This window comes from Deltaproteobacteria bacterium, from assembly GCA_005879535.1.
Lineage (GTDB): Bacteria > Myxococcota > Myxococcia > Myxococcales > 40CM-4-68-19 > 40CM-4-68-19.
The window spans coordinates 1-19,512 of record VBKI01000073.1 but is presented as its reverse complement, the minus strand read 5'-3'; the positions used below and the strand labels follow the sequence as shown (position 1 = coordinate 19,512).

Sequence of the window (19,512 nt, the reverse complement as noted above, 5' to 3'; positions counted from 1 at the left end):
TCTTACCTGCCGCGCAGGTACGCGTCATTCCCGCTCAGCCAGTCCTGGCGCGGCGGATCGAAGATGTCCACGTCGACGGTGTCCTCGAGCGCTTCCGCCGTATGAGGCAGGTTCGAGGGAATGGTGAGCACTTCGCCCGATCGGACGTCGACCTGCTGCTCGCCGTTCTCGCCGAGGTGAAAGCGCAGGGCCCCTTCCAGGACGTAGGTGATCTGCTCGTTCTCGTGCTGGTGGCGCGGCACCACGGCGCCCTTCTTCAGGTAGATGTGCGCGAGCATCATCCGATCGCCCGTGATCATCCGGCGGCCGATGCGCTCGCTCAGCTGCTCCGTCGGCATCGATTCCCACCGGTGCAGCATGGCTTTCCGCTCCATGTGGCGCTCCCCGTCTTGGAGCGCGGGACCATAGGAGCGTCGGCCGCCGCGGTCAATCGCGGGCGCTCCACTGACGGTCAGTGGAGCCGTCGGAACACTTCGAGCAAGAGCTCGAACAGGATCAAAAGGACAATCGTCACTTCCAGGAGCCACATGCGCCGGTCGCGGGCGACGTCGAGCACGAGCTCCAGCGCCTCCTGCACACCGTCGAGCTTCTGCTCCATCGTGGTGTAGCGATCGACCAGATCGAACTCGGCGCGGAGCTCGTCGTAGATCCGGTCCATCGCCGGATCGTCCCAGGTCGCGTCGGGCTTGTCGAGCAGGGCAAGGACCGTGAACACCTCGTTCCGCGTAGCGATCGCCTCTCCGATGAAGCGGTGGAGCCTGCGAATCTGCGCGGAGACCGAGCCGCGCTTCTCCAGCGGATCCACCAGCTCGACCGTCCGCGTGAAGAGCCCTGCAACGATCCGCTCGTAGTATTCGAGGGCAGCACTTTGCGCGACGATCAGCGCCACCACCGCGGCGCGGTCCTCCCCGAACTGATCGACGACGAGGCTGCCGGCTGCGATGTCCACGCGGCTCCCCGGCTCTTCCCGCACCGTGAAGCTTTCCCGGACGACCTGGGTGGTCAGACCCGGCCGCGCGCGATACAGGCGGGCCAGCTCGGCCTCGCGCCGTTCTGGCGTCACGTCGTGGAAGACGACTGCGCCGAAGGGATAGATGAAGATGCCTCCACCGTCTCCCGCCGCAAGCCGCATGTCGCGCAGGCCCAGCCTGGCCTCGGGATAGGAAGCGGCAAGCTCGCGCAGCGAGAGATTCTCCTCGAAGGCGACTGCCGCGAATTGGTGCGTCCGTGGAACCGTCATCGCGTAGATCTACCCTTTGCGCGGGCTCTCCGGCATCGTTTCGAACATGACCCTCCTGCAACGGATCGCGGCCCGCCTCGGCAACGACCGGTTCCTCAAGCTGATGCGTTTCTACCCACCGTATCTCGGCGCCGGCGTCTCCGTGACGCATGTCGCTCCCGACCTGACGGTCGTCGAGGTGGAGATGAAGCTCTCTGCCTGGAACCGGAACTTCGTCGGGACGCAGTTCGGCGGGTCGCTGTACTCGATGTGCGACCCGTTCTTCATGCTGATGCTGATGATGCAGCTCGGCGATGCGTACTCGATCTGGGACAAGAGCGCGTCCATCGACTTCCTCAAGCCCGGCCGTGGAACGGTGAAGGCGCGATTCGAGGTCTCGCGGGCGCGAGCGGACGAGCTTCGGGCGGAGATCGACGAGAAGGGGAAGATCAACCCGTCGTTCGAGGTCACCGTCACGGACGCGCAGGGCGAGCCCGTGGCGCGCGTGCGAAAAGTTCTCAGTCTGCGGCGAAACGATCGCACGCGCGCGGCGGCGTAGCGTTGGGAAGGTCACGGGATGGTCGCCACCCGCGGAGGTGGCATCCCGCCTGCCGATTGCAGGGAGGGACCGATCGTCGCGACCTCAGCGACGGTGAGCGCGGCAGCCAGGACCCAGAGGACGGCAAAGACGGCCGGACGAACCCAGAAGGAAAGCGTCTGCATGGCGGGCATCCTTTCGATCGAAACGCGGGCTGCGTGAGCCCGCGATGGAATGGTTGTCGCGCGGGCTCTGCGCGGCAATGCAAAGGAAGCCCGATCCGCGCCTTGAGATCCTTTGCGGATCGGAGGATCCTTTGCGGATCATGGCGATCTCGGAGCTCGGACGGCTCACCTCCATCGAACGGACCGCGAAGCTCGTCGCCGCGCTGCTCGCGGGACGCGACCTCACGCGCTCCGACCTGACCGCGCTGCTCGGCGTGCGCGTCGCCGCGATCGATCGGCAGCTCGAGGCGATCGGCCGGCACCTTCCGCTGGTGCGCGAGAAGAGGCGGGGGCGGATTCACGTTCGCGTGGATCGCTCCAGGGTGGCCGGCGGCGGCGAGCGCACTCCGATCGCGACGATGATCGCCGCCTGCGTCGGCGCGAGCCTCTCCCGGCTGTTCGAAGGAACCAGCTACGAGAAGGGCATGCGGGACCTGGTCCAGTACGTGAGCCGCGAGGCGATCCACCCGGAGCGGTTCCAGGACTACCGGCGGCAGTTCGTGTTCCTCGTCCGCGGCGGCGAGAAATCGCTGCCGGAAAAGGAGGAGCTGCTCGAGGAGGTCGTCGATGCGCTGCAGCGGCGCCATGGCCTGCAGATCCGGTACCGCGCGTTCGACGGCAGGCGGCAATCGCTGCGCATCGAGCCGCTCTCGCTCGCGGTCTACGATCACCAGCTTTACGTGATTGGCCGGCCGCGCGGCCGCGAGCCGCACCCCTACCGGTTCTCGCGGATCGACGCCGCCGAGTCGGTGGGCGGGACGTTCCAGTACCCGGACAAGGATCGCTACGATCCGGAGCGCGTGTTCGCCGACAGCTTCGGCATCTTCGTGGACGAGAAGTACCCCGTGCGCGTCGTCGAGGTCAGCCTGGCCCGCCGGTGGGCCACGTTCGTGCGCAGCCACCGCTGGCACCGCTCGCAGGAAGCGTTCATGCGCGGCGGCCGGATCCACGTCCGTATGCGCGTGCGTCTCTGCCCCGAGGTGGTCGCCTGGGTCCTCGCTTTCGGTGCCGACGTCCGCGTCGTCGGGCCCGCTGCGCTCCGCGAGCGCGTCGCGCGGATCGCCGGCCAGATGGCCAAGGCCCACCGCGCCTGAAGGTGCCGTCACTCCCCGCCGGGTCCCTCCGCGAGGGGGAAGCCCTCGCCGATCCACCCAGTCATGCCGCCGATCATCTTCTTCACCGGCCGCCCCAGCGTCGCGAGCCGGATCGCCGCCCGGTCCGCGCCGTTGCAGTGAGGACCCGAGCAGTAGACGACGAACAGCGTCTCGGGCGGGTACTGCTCGAGAGCGCGCGCAGTGATGCGCGCGTGCGGCAGACTGACCGCCCCCCGGGCGTGGCCGCGCCGGAAGAGCTCGGCGCTGCGGACGTCGAGCAGCACGAAACCGCCGCTCTCGAGCGAGGCGTGGACGTCCCAGCAGTCCGTTTCGAGCTCGAGAAGACGGCTGAAGTGGCGCAGGGCGTCGGCGGAGCTCAGCGCCGGGATTTCGGTGACCGGAGACCGCGAAGGCAGCGTCGGCATGTGGACCTCCCGTAGCCGCCGAGTTGCCGTCCCCCGCACGAGCGCGCCGCTGGCAGTTCTGCCATGGTTCGGCAATACTCTGCCAATGCCGCCCCGGAACCGATCCGTCGCCGTTCTCGCCTACGACGGGCTCTGCACCTTCGAGTTCGCCATCGCCGTCGAGGTCTTCGCCCTGCGCCGGCCCGAGCTGGGTGTGCCCTGGTACGATTTCCAGGTCTGCGCCGCCGAGCGCGGAGCGTTGCGCGCCGAGGGCGGCGTGACGCTTCAGGTTCAGCGCGGGCTGCGCGCGATCGAGGGCGCAGGGACAGTGGTCGTCCCGGGGTGGCGGCGCAACCTCGACGAGCCGATTCCCGCATCGGTGCTGGCCGCGCTGCGGCGCGCGTACCGGCGCGGGGCACGGCTGGTCTCGATCTGCTCGGGTGCCTTCGTCCTCGCCGCCACCGGGCTTTTGGACGGGCTGCGTGCGACGACCCACTGGCGCTACGCGCGGACATTCGCCGAGCGGTTTCCGCGCGTGAAGCTCGTGCCGGACGTGCTCTACGTCGACGAAGGCCGGCTCTTGACCTCTGCCGGGAGCGCCGCCGGTCTCGACCTGTGCATGCACCTCGTGCGCAAGGACTACGGCGCGGCCATCGCCAACGAGGTGGCGCGGCGGCTGGTGATCGCTCCGCACCGCGAAGGCGGTCAGGCGCAGTTCGTCCCCGAGCCGATCGCGCCGACCGAGACGGGCTCGCCGCTGGCGCCGGCGCTCGACTGGGCGCTGCAGAACCTCCGCGAAGCCATCTCCGTGCGCCGCCTGGCGCGCCGCGCGGGAATGAGCGAGCGCACCTTCTGCCGGCGCTTCCATGCGCAGACCGGCACCTCGCCGGCGCGTTGGCTGATCGGCCAGCGCGTGATCGCGGCGCAGCGGTTGCTGGAGACGACGCTGCTGCCGGTGGAGGCGATCGCGGACCGCACCGGGATGGGCACCGCCGCCAACCTGCGCCATCAATTTCGCGCGCGCGTGCGGACCACCCCGACGCAATACCGGCGGACGTTCAGGGGAGCGCCGCAGCCCTTCATCGCCGGGCGCATCGAATAGATAGCGATGAAGATCACGATCAGGTTGACGGCCAGCAGGACCAGCGTGGGCGCCAGCAGGTAGCGCTGGTCCTCGATCTTCCGCAGGAGCAGCGCGACCACGGCGGAGATCATGATTGCGTTCACGTGGATCATCGTCGAGGTGCGGCGGTCTGCGAGCACCATCAGCTGCACGGTCATCTTGGTGAGGAAGTAGAAGACGCTCTCCACCGTCTTGCCGGCGCCCTTGGCGACCTTCGCTTCGTCGGCCTTCTGCGCCGCCGCCTCCTCCTGCTGCTTGCGGAGGAGCTTGTACAGCTTCATCAGATTCCCCTCGCGGCGCTGGTCGTACTCGATCTGCGCGCGGCGGGTCCGGTAGCGGTGGTGCTCGACGAACCCGATGCACTGCTGGGTCCATTACACGTCGGTGAACCGCTTCCCCGTCCTGCGCTCCTGCTCCAGCCGGAAGAGGTCCGCCTGGCGGATGAAGTCCTTGTCCGCCACCGGCGAGAGCAGCGCATCGTGCAGGACCTCGTGCAGGGGCTGGTCCTGCGCGGGCGCCTGGGCCAACTCGATGCAAGCGGCGACGGAGTCGATCAGTTCCTGCGGCTGGCTGCGGTCGGTGAGGAAGGCGCGCGCCAGCTCGACGCTCTTCTTCCGATCGCCGTCGGCCACGACCATATGCGGCGTCGTGGAACCAGGCTGCGAGGAGGACGATGCGGGTGTCGCCGTCGTCCAGCCGCGACTCCTTCGCGATCTCCTTGCAGGCGGCGACGACGTGCCGGCTGCGCTTGAAGCAGTGGAACAGCAGCGCATTGCCGGCGCTCGCCGTCCGGAAGAGGTCGAAGACGTGCTCGGCGGCCTGCCGTACGATCCCTTTGTCCTGCTTGCCCATGATGGCGAGCGCTGCAGGCGCCGTGCCGAACCATTCAGGCGGCCCGGCCGATGACGAAGCGCAGCTGCTCGGGTTCGTCGGTGCGGGTGACGCGGAACGACCAGCACCTCTACATGACGACAACCCCGACGCCCCTGCCGGAAGATCCGGCAGTGGGCGCCGGTGCTCATCCGGCCGAATGCACGTCGACGGGAATGCCGCTGAAAGCAGCGTTGCCGCAGAGCCCGTCCACCGATTGCTCGTCGGTCAGATCGTTCAGGCTTGCACCGGCATGCTGGCCGGCGATGGAGAGCGCGGTACCTGCGCGGGAGTGTCCCCACCCATGGGGCAGGCTCACCACGCCGGGCGAGACGTCCGCGGTGACGCTGACCGCGACTTCCACGCTGCCGGCACGCGACGAGATCCGCGCGCGGTCCCCAGCTTTCAACCCGCGCGCCGCCGCATCCTCCGGATGGATGAGCAGCAGGCAGCCCGGCGGCCCTTTCACAAGGCGCAGGCTGTTGTGCATCCAGGAGTTGTTGCTGCGCAGCGCACGGCGGCCGATCAGGACCAGGCCGTTCGAGCCTCGCCTGAGGCTCGCTTCGAGCCGCGCCAGATCGCGCAGGAAGATGGCGGGCGCGAGCTGCAACCGCTTCCCGTTCGCCCCCAGCCGCGCGGAAAGCTGCGGCTGCAGCGGCCCGAGATCGATGCCGTGGGGGCTGGCTTCGAGCTTGCGGAGCGACAGCTTGTGCGGGCCGAAGCGAAGCAGCAGGTCGAGCACCCTGCGCTCCCCGAGCAGGCGCATGGCCCGCAGCACCGCACCGCGCGCGCGGCCCGGGCGGCCTCCGCCGTGCCGGCGGATGCTCAGGGCCAGATCGAGCAGCACCTCGAAGTCGCCGCGAACGCCGGGGGGAGGCGCCACCAGGGCCTTGACGTAGCGCGCTGCGTTCCGGACGGCGAGCGCATAGAAGATGAGATCGAAGTGGTCGCGCTCGAATCCGAAGCTGGTAGGGAGGATGAGGTTCGCATGCCGGGTGGTCTCGTTTCGATACACGTCGATCGAGACCATGAACTCGAGCCCCGACAACGCGCGATCCAGCCGTGCGCCGTTGGGAGTCGACAACACGGGGTTGCCGGCGAAGGTGACGAGCGCCCGGATGCGGCCCTCGCCCTCCGTCTCCATCTCCTCGGCCATCGTCGCTGCGGGCAATTCGCCGCCGAACTCGGGTAGCCCGCGCACGCGACTCCTCCACAAGCCGAAGTGCCCGCGATCGCCTATCCGCGCAGAGAGACCGACGACGTCGGCTGCCGGCGTGGTGAACATGAAGCCGCCTTCGCGGTCCAGATTGCCGGTCACCGCGTTCAGCGCGATCACCAGCCAGGAGGCGAGCGCCCCGAACTCCTGCGTGCTGGTCCCGACGCGGCCATAGGCCACGGCGGCCGGCGCGGAAGCAAAGGCGCGCGCCAGGTCGCGAATGACTGGGGCCGGGATGCCCGTGCGCTCCGCCACTCGTTCCGGGGGAAAACCGGCTACGGCTTCGCGCAACTGCTGCAGGCCGTCGGCGGAAGGCAGCGGGCGATCGCGTTTCTCCTCGAAGATGACCTGGATCATCGCGAGAAGCAGGAGCGCATCGGTCCCCGGACGGATGGGCAAGTGCTGGTCGGCGATGGCGGCCGTTTCCGTGCGCCGGGGATCGACGACCACCAGCCGGCCTCCTCGCCGGCGCAGCTCATCGAGCCGGCGCGAGATCCCGCCGGCGGTCATCAAGCTTCCGTTGGAGGCGAGCGGATTCGCGCCCAGCATGAGGAAGAAGCCGGTCCGATCGACGTCGGGGACGGGCAGCATCAGCTGGTGCCCGAACATCTCCAGCGCGGCCAGCATCTGCGGCAGCTGGTCGACGGAGGTCGCCGAGAAGCGGGCCCGCGATCCCAGGGCGCGCGAAAAGAGCGGAATTCCCAGTAACGCGGCGTAGGAATGGACGCTCGGGTTCCCGATGTACACGCCGACGGCGTTGCGGCCGTGCTTGCGCTGCACCTGCGCGAGGCGATCGCCGGCCTCGTCGAGAGCCGCTTCCCACGAGACCGGTTGCCAGCGTGTGCCTTCGCGCCGCTGCGGCTCGCGAATGCGATCGGGATCGTCCTGGACATCGACGATCGCGGCCGCTTTGGGGCAGATGTGCCCGCGGCTGAAGGGGTCGTCCGGGTCGCCGCGCACGCTCTGGATCGAGGCACCTTCCATCTCCACCGCGAGCCCGCAGACCGCCTCGCAGAGCATGCAGGTGTGGAGCCGCTTCGCCATCAGCGGGCCTTCTAGCACGGCAGCGTTCCGATGTGCGGAACGGACGGCCGCAGGGGCTCGACTGTGCGCCGGAGCGCTGTCAGAATATCCCTTCGCCGCCTCGGTTTCTTCCTACCTTCGGGGGTCCCATGCCTCGCCCGCTCATCGTCGCCGCGGCCGCCGTTCTCGCCATCGCGCCCGCCGCTCTCGCGCAGGACAACATCAAGATCGCCATCGTCGGACCGATGGCCTTCGCCCAGGGAGAGAACGCGTGGGCGGGCGCCGAGATGGCTCGCGACGAAGTCAACAAACAGGGCGGCATCGCCGTCGGCGGCAAGAAGTTGAAGGTCGAGCTGGTGCGCGTGGACACCAACGAGATCCAGTCCGTCTCCGACGCCACCAACGCCATGGAGCGCGCGATCACCCGCGAGAAGGCCGACTTCGTCATCGGCGGGTTCCGCTCCGAGGCGGTGCTCGCGATGCAGGAAGTGGCGATGGACAACAAGAAGATCTTCCTCGGTTGCGGTGCCGCCGACGCCAAGCTGGGCGCCAACGTGGAGAAGAACTACGACCGGTACAAGTACTGGTTCCGCGTCGCGCCACTCAACTCCCCGGGTCTGGGCAAGACGCTCTTCGCGGTCCTCGGCACGATCGCCGGGCAGATCCGCGCGGATCTGAAGAAGGAGACGCCCAAGGTCGCCATCCTCGCCGAGAAAGTGATTTGGACCGAGGCGATCGTGAAGGCGGCGCAAGCCAACCTTCCCAAGATGAAAATGGAGGTGGTGGGCCTCTGGCAGCCGTCGCCGGTCGCCACCGACGTGACCGCCGAGCTGGCGGCCATCGATCGGGCCGGCGCCGACATGGTGTTCACCGCACTCTCCGGGCCGGTCGGGATCGTGGTGGGCCGGCAGATGGGCGAGCGCAAGATGCGCGCGGTGGCGTTCGGCATCAACGTCGAGGCGCAGAAGGACGGCTTCTGGGACGCCACCGCCGGCAAGGGCAACTTCGTGGCGACGCTCGACACCTACGCAGAGGTGGAGATGACGCCGAAGATGATCCCCTTCGTCAAGGCGTTCAAGGAGCGCTTCCACAAGTCGCCCACCTACAACGCCGGCACCTACGACGCCATCGACCTGCTCAAGACCGCCATCGAGAAAGCGGGCACCACCAACGCCGACAAGCTCGTCCCGATCCTCGAGCAGACGCAGACTGTCGGCACCGGCGCCTTCCTTGAATTCGACAAGTCGCACGATCCGGTCTGGGGCCTCGGCAAGTACACGGGCATCGCCGTGCAATGGCAGAACGGGAAGAAGGTCCCCTTCTGGCCGCCCGAAGTGAAGGGGATGAAGAAGTTCGGGCTCCCGGGCGAGAGCTGACCGGCGGATGTTCCAGGACATCCTCGTCACCGGCCTGGTGAACGGCAGCGCCTACGCGCTCCTGGCCATCGGCTTCTCGCTCGTGTTCGGCGTGGCGCGCATCGTCAACATCGCCCACACCGCCTTCTACATGCTGGCGGCGTACTGCCTCTACGCGCTGCTGGTGGGCTTCGGGCTGGGTATGCTCCTCTCGGGCGTCGCAGCGGTCGTCTCGGTCACGCTGCTCTCGCTCGTCTGCTATCGGCTGGTGATCGAGCCAATCCGCCAGCACGAGGCGGCGGTGCTCATCTCCACCATCGCGCTGGCGCTCATCTTCCAGGAGACGATGCTGCGCCTCTTCGGGGGCAACTATCTGGGAATTCCCTCGGCGATCGGGGGCATCGTGAACGTGGCCGGCATCGCCATCCCCTGGCAGCGGCTGCTGATCCTGATCGTCGCCGGCGCGATGCTCGCCTCAATCTGGTTCCTGCTCTATCGCACACGCCTCGGGCTCGCCATCCGTGCCACCGCCAACGACCTCGAGGTCGCGAATCTCATGGGCATGGACGTCAACCGTGTCGCCATGGCGACCGTCGCCATCTCGGTTGCGCTGGCCGCGGTGGCGGGAGTGTCGGTGGCGCCGGTGTTCGTGGTCGACCCGTTCATGTGGCTCGCGCCGCTCGTCACCGTGCTCTCCATCGTCGTGCTCGGCGGCCTCGGCAGCATCCACGGCAGCGTCATCGGCGCCCTGGTGATTGGTTACGTCGAAGCCATCACGGTCTTCGTCCTGCCGCAGGGGGCCTTCCTCAAGGGCGCGGTGGCGCTGTCGATCATGGTCATCGTCCTCCTCGTCCGTCCCGAAGGGCTCTTCGGCGTGGCCTTCGAGGAGGAGCGCTGACGGCGCCGACCTTCCTCGTCCGCCGCGCCTGGGCGCAGCTGCGCGGCGAGGTCCTGGTGTTGCCCTCGCGCACGCTCGCCGCGATCTGGGTGGTTGCGGTCGTCGTGCTCCCGCTCGTGCTCCCGGATCCGTACGTGCTGCGGGTGGCTGCGATGACCTGCATCTTCGCCGCCTTCGCCGCCAGCTGGGATCTCCTGGCGGGATATGCCGGGCAGGTCAACTTCGGCCACGCGCTCTTCTTCGGCGCGGGAGCCTACTCGAGCGCGTTGCTCTCGCTGCGCCTTGGCTTCTCGCCCGTCGTCGCTGTCGGCACCGGAGCGCTCATCGCTACCGCGATCGGACTTTGCGTGGGCTATCTCTGCCTGCGGTTGCGCGGCTCGTACCTGTCGCTCGCGACCCTCGCGTTTCCACTCATCCTCATCGGGGTGCTCTTCGCCTTTCCTGACTTCTCGGGCGGCGAGCTGGGGATCACGGGCCTGCAGCCGCTCGCCACTTCGCGCGTCGGCAACTACTACGTCGCCGCCGTTGCCATGCTTGGGGTCGTGTTCGGCATCTGGGCCTTGGCCGACTCCAGGATGGGGCTGATCCTGCACGCCATCCGCGACGACGAGCTGGCGGCGCGAGCCTCCGGGATCGACACGACGCAGTACAAGCTCGCCGTGTTCGGCATCTCGGCGGCCGCGGCCGGAATCACCGGCGCGCTCTACGCCCATTTCATGCGCGGCGCCGGCCCCTCGACGCTCGAAACCGCGCTCTCCTTCCAGGTGGTGATCTGGGGGGTGTTCGGAGGGCTCGCCACCATCTACGGCCCGGTCACCGCGGTGTTCGTGCTCTACCCGCTGACCGAGTGGCTGGGCAGCTTCAGCGCCTTCGGCGAGCTGCGGCTGCTCATCTTCGCCGTGGTGGTGCTCCTGGTGTTGCTCTTCATGCCGCGGGGGCTCACCCCCTGGATCCGCGACCGGATCGAGACGAAGTGCCCGCGCTGCAAGCAGCAGAACCCCGCCTGGCGCGACGTCTGCCGCGTCTGCACGGCTTCCCTTCACACGGCGTAGGGCCCCCGCTCAGAGCCCCAGGTAGCCGGCGCGCAGCGTCTCGTTCGCCATCATCTCCGCCGCGGTGCCCTCGGCGATGATGCGCCCCTGCGAGAGCACGTAGTTGCGCTTCGCCATGCGGAAGACCTGCGCCACCTCCTGCTCCACGAGCAGGACCGGGGTGCCCTCCGCGTGGATCTTCCCGATGGCGGCGAACAGTTCCTCGCGGACGCGGGGCGCGAGGCCGAGCGATGGCTCGTCGATCGCCAGCAGCTTCGCCTCGTACATCAGAGCGCGCGCCGTCGCGAGCATCTGCTGCTCGCCGCCCGAGAGCTTCCCCGCCAGCTGCCTCTTGCGCTCCGCGAGCCTGGGAAACAGCGCATACGCTCGATCGAGGCTGCGCCGCGTCCCCGCCGGGCTTTGCGACAGGTACGCGCCTGCGAGCAGGTTCTCCTCCACCGTCAGCTCGCGGAACGGCCGCCGCCGCTCGGGGCAGTGGACCAGGCCGCGCTTGCGGATCTCATGCGCCGGCAGGCCCTCGATGCGCTCTCCCGCGAGCCGCACCTCTCCCTCGAGAACGATGTCGCCGTCTGCGCCGCGCTTCATCCGCTCCTCGAAGCGGACCAGCCCGGAGATGGCGCGCAGCAGCGTGGACTTGCCGGCGCCGTTCGGTCCGACGAGGCCCACGAGCTCGCCCTCGTCCACGCGCAGCGACACCCCGTTGAGGATCACCGCCTTGTCGTAGCGGACGGCGAGGTCTTTCACCTCAAGGAGCGGCATGCGCGGACCCCAGGTACGCTTCCACCACCTTCGGGTTCTTCACGATCTCCGCCGGCGCGGCGTCGGCCAGCACCTCGCCGTGGTCCATCACGATCACCCGGTCGGCGATGGACATCAGCTCTTTCAGCTTGTGCTCGATCATCACCACGGCGGGCCCTTCTGAATGCAACCGTCCGAAGCGGCCGCCTTTGTGCAGCCGTTTGATCGAGCGCGCGAGCAGCTCCGATTCCGCGGGATTGAGGCCGCCGAGAGGCTCGTCGAGCAGCAGCAGCTCCGGTTCGGTGGCGATGGCGCGCGCCACCTCCAGCCGCTTCAGGTCGCCCTGCGAGAGCGCCGAGGCCGGCTCGAGCGCCTGGTCGGCGATTCCGACGAACTCCAGGGCGTCCATCGCCTTCGCATCGATCTTCCGCACCCAGTCGCCACGGGCATGCGCCCTCGGCGCGAGCAGGGGGACCATCACGTTGGCGACGATGGGCAGGTGGCGGAACGGCCTCGTGTTCTGGAAGGTGCAAGCGATACCGCGGTTCACGACGTCCCACACGCGCAGCGAGCTGATGTCCTCGCCGTTGAAGATCACTTTTCCGCTGTCCGCGCGCAGGACGCGCGTGATGAGCCTCAGGAGAGTGGTCTTGCCGGCGCCGTTCGGGCCGATGAGCCCCACGATCTGGTCCCGGCGCAGCTCGAAGCCGACGTCGTTGACGGCGAGCAGCCCGCCGAAGCGACGGGTGAGGCGCTCTACGCGGAAGAACGGCTCCGCCATTCAGGCCGCCGGGCCGTCGTCGCGCAGCTCGCGGCGCGAGACCTTCCCCACGTCGGTGCGCGGCAGCTCGCCGCGGAACTCGATCGTCTGAGGCACCTTGTATTCGGCGAGACGCTCGCGGCAGTACGCCTTGATCTCGTCCTCGTCGACCTTTCCGCGCGCGTCGGCCTGCAGCACCACGATGGCCTTGATCCGGTGTCCGAAAGCCGGATCGGGAACTCCGATCACTCCGGCCGCTTTCACGTGGGGATGCGCGTAAAGGACCTCCTCCACGTCCTTGGCGAAGACCGAGTACCCCTTGCATTTGATCAGGTCCTTCGAGCGGTCGTAGAAGTGGAAATAGCCCTCGTCGTCCATGCGGACGATGTCGCCGGTCCTCAGCCAGCGCCGGCCATCCCGCTCGAGGAATGCGCGCGCGGTCTCCTCCGGGCGCCGCCAGTAGCCCGCCATCACGCTCGGTCCCGACAGCACGAGCTCACCGATCTCGCCGGGCGGGACGAAGGCGAGCGATTCCGGCTCGATCACCGCCGCCAGCACGTCCGGTACGGGGCAGCCGAACGAGCCGGCCTTGGGGCGCTGCACGGGATTGACGTGGCTCATGGCGCAGGTCTCGGAGAGCCCATACCCCTCGGTGATGCTGGAGCCGGTGCGCCGCGCCCACCCCTTGGTGGTGGTCTCGTGCAGGGTGTCGGCGCCGGAGAGGACCAGCTTGAGCCGCCTCCAGTTCACCTTGTCGGTGTCCTTGTGGTCCTTGAGGTACTCGAAGAGCGTGGGCACGCCGAAGAACACCGTGGCCTGGTAACGCTCCATGGCGGAGAGGATCGCCTCGGTGTCCGGACAGGTGAAGAGGACGAGCAAGTGTCCCTGGGCGAGGCCGTTGAGCATGATCACGATCTGCCCGTAGATGTGGAAGAAGGGCAGGAACGCGACCACCACTTCCTTGCCTGAGACAAACGCCGGGAACGTCGCTTTCGCCAGCGCCTGCGCCGCGACCATGTTGGCGTGGGTGAGCATGACGCCCTTCGGATGGCCGGTGGTGCCGCCTGTGTACGGCAGGGCGGCGAGGTCGGCGTTCGCGTCGATGCTGACTTGTGGCGGACGCGGCGGGTACTTCTTCAGCAGATCCTGGAGCCAGTGCAGGTTTGCCGCGGGCCGGATCCGGGGTGCGCCGAGATTGACCTCGGGGAACAGCCGCGCGAGCGCGGTCTTGCCGAGCAGCCGCTTCAGCGGCGGAAGGAACTCGCCCACGCTGGTGACCACGACCGCGTCGAGCGGCGCGCCGCACTTTGCCACCTTCTCGTAGAGCAGGTCCTGGCAGACCACCACGCGCGCGCCGCTGTCCTCGAGCTGGTAGCGGACCTCGTGGCTCGTATAGAGCGGGCTGATGCTGGTGACGGCGGCGCCGCACTTGAGGGCGGCGAAGTACGCGATCACGAACTGCGGGCTGTTGACGAGATAGATGGCGACCCGGTGGCCCTTTCGGACACCGAGCTCCGCCAGAGCGCAGGAGAGCCTGTCGATGGCATCGCTGAGCTCGCGATAGGTGATGCCGCGGCCGTAGAAAACCAGCGCATCGCGTCCCGGCCACCGGGCTGCCGCCTCGTCGAAGAGCTGGAACACCGGGCGCGCCTGGAACTCGACGGACGACGGTACTCCGGGCTGGTAGAACTTCACCCACGGCCTCGAGAGGTAGAGCTGCAGGGGGTCCATGGCGGGAGGAAACCAGAAAAGCTTGCGTCCGTCACCCTGTCGGCGCGGCGCCGGCCGGTGTAATGGAGACGCGCCCGTCTGCCGCGGGAGGAAACCGTGGAGCCCATCTGGAAGAAGCACTGGCCGGCGACCGTGCACGAGGCGTCGATCCGCCTGCCCGAAGAGCCGTTGACGGCCATCCTCGCGCGCCAGGCGAAGCGCGTGCCCGATCGTCCGGCGATCCACTTTTACGGGCGCGCCGTCAGCTTCGCCGAGCTCGACTCGGCGGTGGGCCGCTTCGCGGGCTTCCTGCAGGCTCGCGGGCTTTCACCCGGCGACCGCGTCGCCATCTTCCTGGAGAACTCGCCGCAGTTCGCCATCGCCTACTACGGCACGCTGCGCGCCGGCGGCGTCGCGGTGTGCCTGAATCCGATGCACAAGGCGGTCGAGCTGCTCCACGAATTCGATGACTCCGGGGCGCGTGTCCTCGTCACCACGAATGAAGCGTACTTGGTGGTCGAGCCGATCCGGACGCAGACGAAGCTCGACACCGTGGTGCTGACCGAGTACCGCGACTTCCTGCCCGAGACCCCGACGCTACCGCCGCCGCCCCCGTTCCTGGAGAGCAACGGCGGGCCGCGGCCCGGCACCGAGCCGCTGCTGGACGTCCTGCACTCCGCTCCCGAGCTGAAGACGCAGGTCCCGCGGTCGCTCTCCGACACCGCTTTGCTGCAGTACACCTCCGGCACGACCGGCACCGCCAAGGCAGCGGAGATCACGCACGGCAACCTGGTTTCGAATTGTGAGCTGCAGCACGTCTACATCGGCTCGGGCGACGACGACGTGGGGCTCGGCGTCCTGCCCTGGTTCCACATCACCGGGATGGAATGCCAGATGAACATGATGGCGTACATGGGCGCGACGCTCGTGGCCATCGGCCGCTTCGATCTCGTCACCGTGCTCCGGGCCATCGAGACGTATCGCTGCACACGGACCACCTTCATCACCACCGTGAACGTGGCGGTGGTGAATTTCCCGAAGACGAAAGAGTTCGATCTCTCCTCGCTCCGTCAATGCTACTCGGGCGGAGCGCCGGTGCCGCCCGCGATCGCGCGGCGTTGGGAGGAGATCACCGGACACAAGCTGATCGAGGGTTACGGGCTGTCGGAAACGACTGCCCCGACGCACATCAACCCGCCGCACCGGCCCAAGTACGGCACGGTCGGCGTCCCGCTGCCGCTGACGGAGGTGCGGGTGGTGGACGTGAACGATCCTGGGACGGAGCTGGAAATCGGCAAGTCCGGGGAGATCGCCGTGCGTGGCCCCCAGGTAATGAAAGGCTATTGGCGGAACCCCGAAGCGACTCGCCGGGCATTCCACGACGGTTGGTTTCTCACCGGCGATATTGGCCGCGTCGACGAGGAGGGCTACTTCTCCATCGAGGAGCGCAAGAAGGACATGCTGAAGGTATCCGGCTTCAGCGTCTTTCCCGCGGAAGTGGAGGCGATCATGTACCGTCACCCGGCCGTCGCCGAGGTGGCCGTCGTCGGCGTCGCCGATCCCTACCGCGGCGAGGATCCGCTGGCGTTCGTGGTGCTGAAGCCCGACGCCAAGGGCAACGTCAGCGAGGACCAGATTGTCGATTGGTGCCGGACGAACATGTCCGTGTACAAGGCGCCGCGGCAGGTCCGCTTCATCGATGCATTGCCCAAGACCGCTACTGGCAAGGTGCTCAAGCGCGTCCTGCGCGAGCAGACGGCGCTCCTGAAAGGAAAGTGAGCCGTGAAAGCTCTTCTCTGCCGCGAATATGGACCCATCGAGCGGCTGAAGGTGGAAGAAGTCCCTTCGCCCCGGCCTGGTCCGACCGAGGTGGTCGTCGAGGTGAAGGCGAGTTCCCTAAACTTCCCTGACGCGCTGCTGGTGCAGGGCCTCTACCAGGTGAAGCCGCCGTTGCCCTTCTCACCCGGGATGGAGCTGGCAGGGATCGTGAAGGACGTCGGAGCCGGCGTCCGCGGCGTGAAGAGCGGCGACCGCGTCGTCGCTTCACCGGGCCGCGGTGGATTCGCGCAGGAATGCGTTGTTGCTGCCGACCGGCTCTCTCCGCTGCCGGCGGGGATGGACTTCGAGACCGGATCGGCATTCGTGCTCACCTACTGCACGTCGCTGCACGCGCTCAAGGACTGCGGCCATCTCCAGCCCGGCGAGACGCTGGTGGTCCTGGGGGCGGCGGGCGGGGTGGGCACCTCGGCCATCGAGGTGGGCAAGGCGATGGGAGCGAAGGTCATCGCGGCCGCGTCCAGCGAGGAGAAGCTCGCGTTCTGCAAGGAACTCGGCGCCGACGACGGCATCGACTACGAGAAATCCGACCTCCGCCAGCGCATCCTCGACCTGACGCGAGGGAAGGGCGCCGACGTGGTCTACGATCCGGTGGGCGGCGCGCACACCGAAGCGGCGCTGCGCGCGACGGCGTGGCGCGGGCGGCTGCTGGTCATCGGGTTCGCCTCCGGCGTCATCCCGCAGGTCAAGCTGAACCTGGCGCTACTCAAGGAACGATCGCTGGTGGGCGTGTACTGGGGTGACTGGACGCAGCACGATCCAGAAGGGCAACGCCGCAACGTCGAGCAGCTGGCGGCGTGGTTCGCTCAGGGCAGGATCAAGCCCGCAATCAGCGAACGCGTCTCTCTCGAAGAAGCGCCCGGGGCGATGGTGCGGCTACTGCAGCGCAAGGTGAAGGGGAAGGTAGTGGTGGTCCCCGGCGCCTGATCCGCAGACGTCGCAAGACCTCGACGATGCACGCCGAATCGAGCGCAGAGGCCCGGACCAGATCCGCTCCTAGAAAAGCGAGGTCGGGTCGAGCACCGACTGTAGCGCGTAGCCTGGCTGGCCGGAACTGCCAAACGGGCTTCGCGAGAAGACAGGCGCTCCAGGGGGTACTTCCCCTCCCGCACCGCCGTTTCCTCCCGAGCCGCCCCCTCCGTTACCGCCGGAGCGGAGCGGCGCGGAGACGGGCACGGCGTTCGTTCCGGGGGCACCGCCCCTGACGATGATCGAGCCACCGGCCGTGGTGATCGCCGGGGCGAGCAGATGTGCAATGCCACCTCCGCCACCTCCGCCGAACCCAGAAGCAAAATTGCTCGGGGCGCCGTCGCCCCCCGATACATCGATGGTGCCCGCGTTGATGACGCTGGTCTTCGATGCCAGGATCACCACGCCGCCACCGCCTCCTCCGGCTCCTCCACCGACATCATTGATGTTGGCGCCCTTGCTGCCAGCAGCCAAGATGGATGCTCCCGCCACGTTGACGATGCCGCCCATCGCCAGGACGGTGAAGGACCCGCCGCCGCCGTTGACAAAGCCAGCGCCAGAGCCGCCACCTTGGAGGCCGGGGTGCAGGACGGTGCGGGCCTGCAACTCGAGCAATCCCTTGCCGTACATGCCGCCCAGCCGCAGGATCGAGTCGTCCCCCACGTCGCCCACTGCCGGCAGCATGGAAGCGACTCCAATCGCGGGCGGACCGATGCGCGCGGCCACGATCGGTAGCGAGCCGGGTCCAACCGAGATTCCCCAGGCAGCGTTTCCACTGTCGACGACGATCACGCCGCGGTTGGTGAACGTTCCAGTGCACCGGATCGTCACGCCGCTCGGGATGTAAAGGCCCGCTCCGGCAGCCACCGTGAAATCGGTGAATTGAAGATTGAGCGCGACCGCCGGGAGAGGGCTGTAGACCCAATCGGACTCGGCCGCCGAGTCAATGGTGTGCGCCCCGGCTGACCCATCCCCGTAGATGCGCAGGCTGCCGTCCTGGCCGGCGCGGCCGTCCGTGCCTGCGGGGCCAGCAGGTCCCGTGGCCCCGGTGGGACCGGGACGGCCGGCGGGTCCCTCAGGGCCGGCCGCTCCTTGAGGTCCCGCAGGTCCTTGGGGCCCAGTGGCGCCTGCGGGACCGGTGGGCCCGGCCGGGCCTGCGGGTCCTGAACTGGTCGTGCCGGTGCCCGAGCAAGCAGCAAGGAGCAATGCTGCAATCAGAGCAGGACACGTCGGAGAAGCGGGCCGTCGAAATGCCATGTAGTGTCTTTCGCTGAATGGATGAAAATGAATGGAGTGTGAATCTCAGCGGAATCCACGCAGTAGTGTCAAGTGCACCGATGCGGAAGAGCCGCAAGCGACGAGATGCTCACGAGCGCCACTGCACCGGACCGCAAACGCATGTCGCCCGCCGGCCTCAAAGCCTTCGCAGCGCGCTCCGACGACCGCTCCGTCATCTACTCCTACGAGCAGCGCAAGCACGCGCAACTCGACCCTGCCGACGACAAACGCTTCCGCACCAAAGCGAAAGCGTGGAAGTTCTTTCAGGCGCAGCCGCCCGGCTACCGCCAAATCACGCTCTGTTGGGTCAGCAGCGCGAAGAAACCCGAGACGCGCCAGAGACGCCTCGCCAGGCTCATCGATTACTCGATCCAGGAGAAGCGCATCCCACGGCTCACGCCGCCCGAGACGAAATAATCGCCGACGTCGATCTGCGACCCTGAGCACTGCAGCGCGGCACCATCGGTGCTGTCCTGGTCGCGATTGGCAAACGTCAGGCGACGCAGCTCTGTCGAAACCACCTCGCCGCTCCGGGCGTAACCGGGACATGACCATTAGAATCAGTCTTGGCGCAGGAGTCTGCTGCCTGCTCGCTGCTATCTCATTGGCGCGGGCGGAGCCCGCAACCTCCGGGAAGACCACCATGGACGCTTTCCACAAGCCTTCCGACACAGAGTTGAAAAAGCGGCTGACGCCCGAGCAGTACCGGGTGACCCAGCACGAGGGTACGGAGGCGCCCTTCCGCAACCCCTATTGGGACAAGCACGAAGCAGGAATCTACGTGGATCTCGTCTCCGGCGAGCCGCTCTTCAGCTCGCTGGACAAGTTCGATTCGGGAACGGGCTGGCCCAGCTTCACCAGACCGCTCGAGCCGGAGAACATCACCACCAGGACCGACCACGTGCTCTTCATGCGCCGCACCGAAGTCCGTTCGCGGCTCGCGGATTCCCACCTCGGGCACGTCTTCGAAGATGGCCCTGCGCCGACGGGCCTGCGCTATTGCATGAACTCCGCCTCGCTTCGCTTCGTTCCGGTGGAGAGGCTGGATGCGGAGGGGTACGGCAAGTACCTGCCACTGTTCGAGAAGGCGGGGGCGAAGTGAACCTCGGACTGTGGGTGGCCGCGCTGGCCGGCGTCGTGCTCGCGATCGCGGCAGCGAGCATCGCTCCCGCGCGACGCGGAAACGGGAAGAACCTCATGATCGG

At 67.8% G+C, this 19,512-nt stretch carries 20 protein-coding genes; 10 read left to right on the top strand and 10 right to left on the bottom strand.

Features of this window, described 5'->3' with window-relative positions; genetic code table 11:
* Positions 1–2: 2 nt before the first annotated feature.
* Complete coding sequence (locus E6J58_17030) at positions 3–374, bottom strand: cupin domain-containing protein (protein ID TMB35156.1); 372 nt, start codon at positions 372–374, stop codon at positions 3–5.
* Positions 375–451: 77 nt separating this feature from the next.
* Positions 452–1,240, bottom strand: coding sequence for an RMD1 family protein (locus tag E6J58_17025; GenBank protein ID TMB35155.1), 789 nt, complete (start codon positions 1,238–1,240; stop codon positions 452–454).
* 46 nt (positions 1,241–1,286) lie between these two features.
* On the opposite strand from E6J58_17025, the gene E6J58_17020 reads away from it, so the two are divergent.
* Both E6J58_17020 and E6J58_17015 read left to right on the top strand, forming a co-directional pair.
* Positions 1,287–1,778, top strand: a complete 492-nt coding sequence (locus E6J58_17020) for a DUF4442 domain-containing protein (protein TMB35154.1) — start codon at positions 1,287–1,289, stop codon at positions 1,776–1,778.
* 208 nt (positions 1,779–1,986) lie between these two features.
* Complete coding sequence (locus E6J58_17015) at positions 1,987–3,075, top strand: WYL domain-containing protein (protein ID TMB35153.1); 1,089 nt, start codon at positions 1,987–1,989, stop codon at positions 3,073–3,075.
* 8 nt (positions 3,076–3,083) lie between these two features.
* Here E6J58_17015 and E6J58_17010 read toward each other — a convergent pair whose 3' ends face one another.
* Positions 3,084–3,500 (bottom strand): rhodanese-like domain-containing protein, encoded by a 417-nt coding sequence (locus E6J58_17010; protein ID TMB35152.1) that lies wholly within the window; start codon positions 3,498–3,500, stop codon positions 3,084–3,086.
* Between the two features lie 85 nt (positions 3,501–3,585).
* Here E6J58_17010 and ftrA point away from each other — a divergent pair, with 85 nt between their 5' ends.
* Positions 3,586–4,581 (top strand): transcriptional regulator FtrA, encoded by a 996-nt coding sequence (gene ftrA, locus E6J58_17005; GenBank protein ID TMB35151.1) that lies wholly within the window; start codon positions 3,586–3,588, stop codon positions 4,579–4,581.
* On the opposite strand, the gene E6J58_17000 is transcribed toward ftrA, so the two are convergent.
* The 3 genes from E6J58_17000 to E6J58_16990 form a co-directional block, all read right to left on the bottom strand.
* A complete protein-coding gene (locus tag E6J58_17000) occupies positions 4,488–4,883 on the bottom strand; it encodes a hypothetical protein (GenBank protein ID TMB35150.1) in 396 nt (131 codons plus the stop codon). The two genes, ftrA and E6J58_17000, sit on opposite strands and share 94 nt — an antisense overlap.
* A 93-nt stretch (positions 4,884–4,976) precedes the next feature.
* The gene (locus E6J58_16995; GenBank protein TMB35149.1) at positions 4,977–5,240 is read right to left on the bottom strand and encodes a hypothetical protein; all 264 of its coding nucleotides are present in this window, start codon (positions 5,238–5,240) and stop codon (positions 4,977–4,979) included.
* A 380-nt stretch (positions 5,241–5,620) separates the two neighbouring features.
* Positions 5,621–7,732 (bottom strand): molybdopterin oxidoreductase family protein, encoded by a 2,112-nt coding sequence (locus E6J58_16990; GenBank protein TMB35148.1) that lies wholly within the window; start codon positions 7,730–7,732, stop codon positions 5,621–5,623.
* 128 nt (positions 7,733–7,860) lie between these two features.
* Here E6J58_16990 and E6J58_16985 point away from each other — a divergent pair, with 128 nt between their 5' ends.
* Genes E6J58_16985 through E6J58_16975 form a run of 3 tightly spaced genes read left to right on the top strand, consistent with a single transcriptional unit; the run spans position 7,861 to position 11,016 of the window.
* Positions 7,861–9,087, top strand: coding sequence for an ABC transporter substrate-binding protein (locus tag E6J58_16985; protein ID TMB35147.1), 1,227 nt, complete (start codon positions 7,861–7,863; stop codon positions 9,085–9,087).
* A gap of 7 nt (positions 9,088–9,094) precedes the next feature.
* Positions 9,095–9,964: a branched-chain amino acid ABC transporter permease gene (locus E6J58_16980; GenBank protein TMB35146.1), complete on the top strand. Its 870-nt coding sequence runs from the start codon at positions 9,095–9,097 to the stop codon at positions 9,962–9,964.
* A complete protein-coding gene (locus E6J58_16975) occupies positions 9,961–11,016 on the top strand; it encodes a branched-chain amino acid ABC transporter permease (protein ID TMB35170.1) in 1,056 nt (351 codons plus the stop codon). The genes E6J58_16980 and E6J58_16975 overlap by 4 nt, the downstream gene beginning before the upstream one ends.
* Before the next feature lie 9 nt (positions 11,017–11,025).
* Here the strand turns inward: E6J58_16975 and E6J58_16970 are convergent, their stop codons facing one another.
* The 3 genes from E6J58_16970 to E6J58_16960 are packed head-to-tail and all read right to left on the bottom strand — an operon-like array spanning position 11,026 to position 14,245.
* Positions 11,026–11,775 carry an ABC transporter ATP-binding protein gene (locus E6J58_16970; protein ID TMB35145.1) on the bottom strand — a complete coding sequence of 250 codons (750 nt, stop codon included), beginning with the start codon at positions 11,773–11,775 and terminating at the stop codon, positions 11,026–11,028.
* Positions 11,762–12,535, bottom strand: a complete 774-nt coding sequence (locus E6J58_16965) for an ABC transporter ATP-binding protein (protein TMB35144.1) — start codon at positions 12,533–12,535, stop codon at positions 11,762–11,764. The genes E6J58_16970 and E6J58_16965 overlap by 14 nt, the downstream gene beginning before the upstream one ends.
* Positions 12,536–14,245, bottom strand: a complete 1,710-nt coding sequence (locus tag E6J58_16960) for a long-chain fatty acid--CoA ligase (protein ID TMB35143.1) — start codon at positions 14,243–14,245, stop codon at positions 12,536–12,538.
* A gap of 96 nt (positions 14,246–14,341) precedes the next feature.
* Here E6J58_16960 and E6J58_16955 point away from each other — a divergent pair, with 96 nt between their 5' ends.
* Both E6J58_16955 and E6J58_16950 read left to right on the top strand, forming a co-directional pair.
* Complete coding sequence (locus tag E6J58_16955) at positions 14,342–16,003, top strand: long-chain fatty acid--CoA ligase (protein ID TMB35142.1); 1,662 nt, start codon at positions 14,342–14,344, stop codon at positions 16,001–16,003.
* Between the two features lie 3 nt (positions 16,004–16,006).
* Positions 16,007–16,987 carry an NADPH:quinone oxidoreductase family protein gene (locus tag E6J58_16950; GenBank protein TMB35141.1) on the top strand — a complete coding sequence of 327 codons (981 nt, stop codon included), beginning with the start codon at positions 16,007–16,009 and terminating at the stop codon, positions 16,985–16,987.
* Positions 16,988–17,056: 69 nt separating this feature from the next.
* On the opposite strand, the gene E6J58_16945 is transcribed toward E6J58_16950, so the two are convergent.
* Positions 17,057–17,860 (bottom strand): hypothetical protein, encoded by an 804-nt coding sequence (locus E6J58_16945; protein TMB35140.1) that lies wholly within the window; start codon positions 17,858–17,860, stop codon positions 17,057–17,059.
* Positions 17,861–18,391: 531 nt separating this feature from the next.
* Between E6J58_16945 and E6J58_16940 the strand changes: the two genes are divergently transcribed.
* Both E6J58_16940 and msrB read left to right on the top strand, forming a co-directional pair.
* Entirely contained in the window at positions 18,392–18,724 is a 333-nt protein-coding gene (locus tag E6J58_16940) for a hypothetical protein (protein ID TMB35139.1), read from the top strand.
* Between the two features lie 226 nt (positions 18,725–18,950).
* Positions 18,951–19,409 carry a peptide-methionine (R)-S-oxide reductase MsrB gene (gene msrB, locus E6J58_16935; GenBank protein TMB35138.1) on the top strand — a complete coding sequence of 153 codons (459 nt, stop codon included), beginning with the start codon at positions 18,951–18,953 and terminating at the stop codon, positions 19,407–19,409.
* The last annotated feature ends 103 nt before the right edge of the window (positions 19,410–19,512 follow it).

Bases quoted from the DNA above. Each gene is read 5' to 3' on its own strand.
- E6J58_17030 (TMB35156.1), bottom strand. From the start codon at position 374: ATGGAGCGGAAAGCCATGCTGCACCGGTGGGAATCGATGCCGACGGAG.
- E6J58_17025 (TMB35155.1), bottom strand. From the start codon at position 1,240: ATGACGGTTCCACGGACGCACCAATTCGCGGCAGTCGCCTTCGAGGAG.
- E6J58_17020 (TMB35154.1), top strand. From the start codon at position 1,287: ATGACCCTCCTGCAACGGATCGCGGCCCGCCTCGGCAACGACCGGTTC.
- E6J58_17015 (TMB35153.1), top strand. From the start codon at position 1,987: ATGGAATGGTTGTCGCGCGGGCTCTGCGCGGCAATGCAAAGGAAGCCC.
- E6J58_17010 (TMB35152.1), bottom strand. From the start codon at position 3,500: ATGCCGACGCTGCCTTCGCGGTCTCCGGTCACCGAAATCCCGGCGCTG.
- ftrA (TMB35151.1), top strand. From the start codon at position 3,586: ATGCCGCCCCGGAACCGATCCGTCGCCGTTCTCGCCTACGACGGGCTC.
- E6J58_17000 (TMB35150.1), bottom strand. From the start codon at position 4,883: ATGAAGCTGTACAAGCTCCTCCGCAAGCAGCAGGAGGAGGCGGCGGCG.
- E6J58_16995 (TMB35149.1), bottom strand. From the start codon at position 5,240: ATGGTCGTGGCCGACGGCGATCGGAAGAAGAGCGTCGAGCTGGCGCGC.
- E6J58_16990 (TMB35148.1), bottom strand. From the start codon at position 7,732: ATGGCGAAGCGGCTCCACACCTGCATGCTCTGCGAGGCGGTCTGCGGG.
- E6J58_16985 (TMB35147.1), top strand. From the start codon at position 7,861: ATGCCTCGCCCGCTCATCGTCGCCGCGGCCGCCGTTCTCGCCATCGCG.
- E6J58_16980 (TMB35146.1), top strand. From the start codon at position 9,095: ATGTTCCAGGACATCCTCGTCACCGGCCTGGTGAACGGCAGCGCCTAC.
- E6J58_16970 (TMB35145.1), bottom strand. From the start codon at position 11,775: ATGCCGCTCCTTGAGGTGAAAGACCTCGCCGTCCGCTACGACAAGGCG.
- E6J58_16965 (TMB35144.1), bottom strand. From the start codon at position 12,535: ATGGCGGAGCCGTTCTTCCGCGTAGAGCGCCTCACCCGTCGCTTCGGC.
- E6J58_16960 (TMB35143.1), bottom strand. From the start codon at position 14,245: ATGGACCCCCTGCAGCTCTACCTCTCGAGGCCGTGGGTGAAGTTCTAC.
- E6J58_16940 (TMB35139.1), top strand. From the start codon at position 18,392: ATGCTCACGAGCGCCACTGCACCGGACCGCAAACGCATGTCGCCCGCC.
- msrB (TMB35138.1), top strand. From the start codon at position 18,951: ATGGACGCTTTCCACAAGCCTTCCGACACAGAGTTGAAAAAGCGGCTG.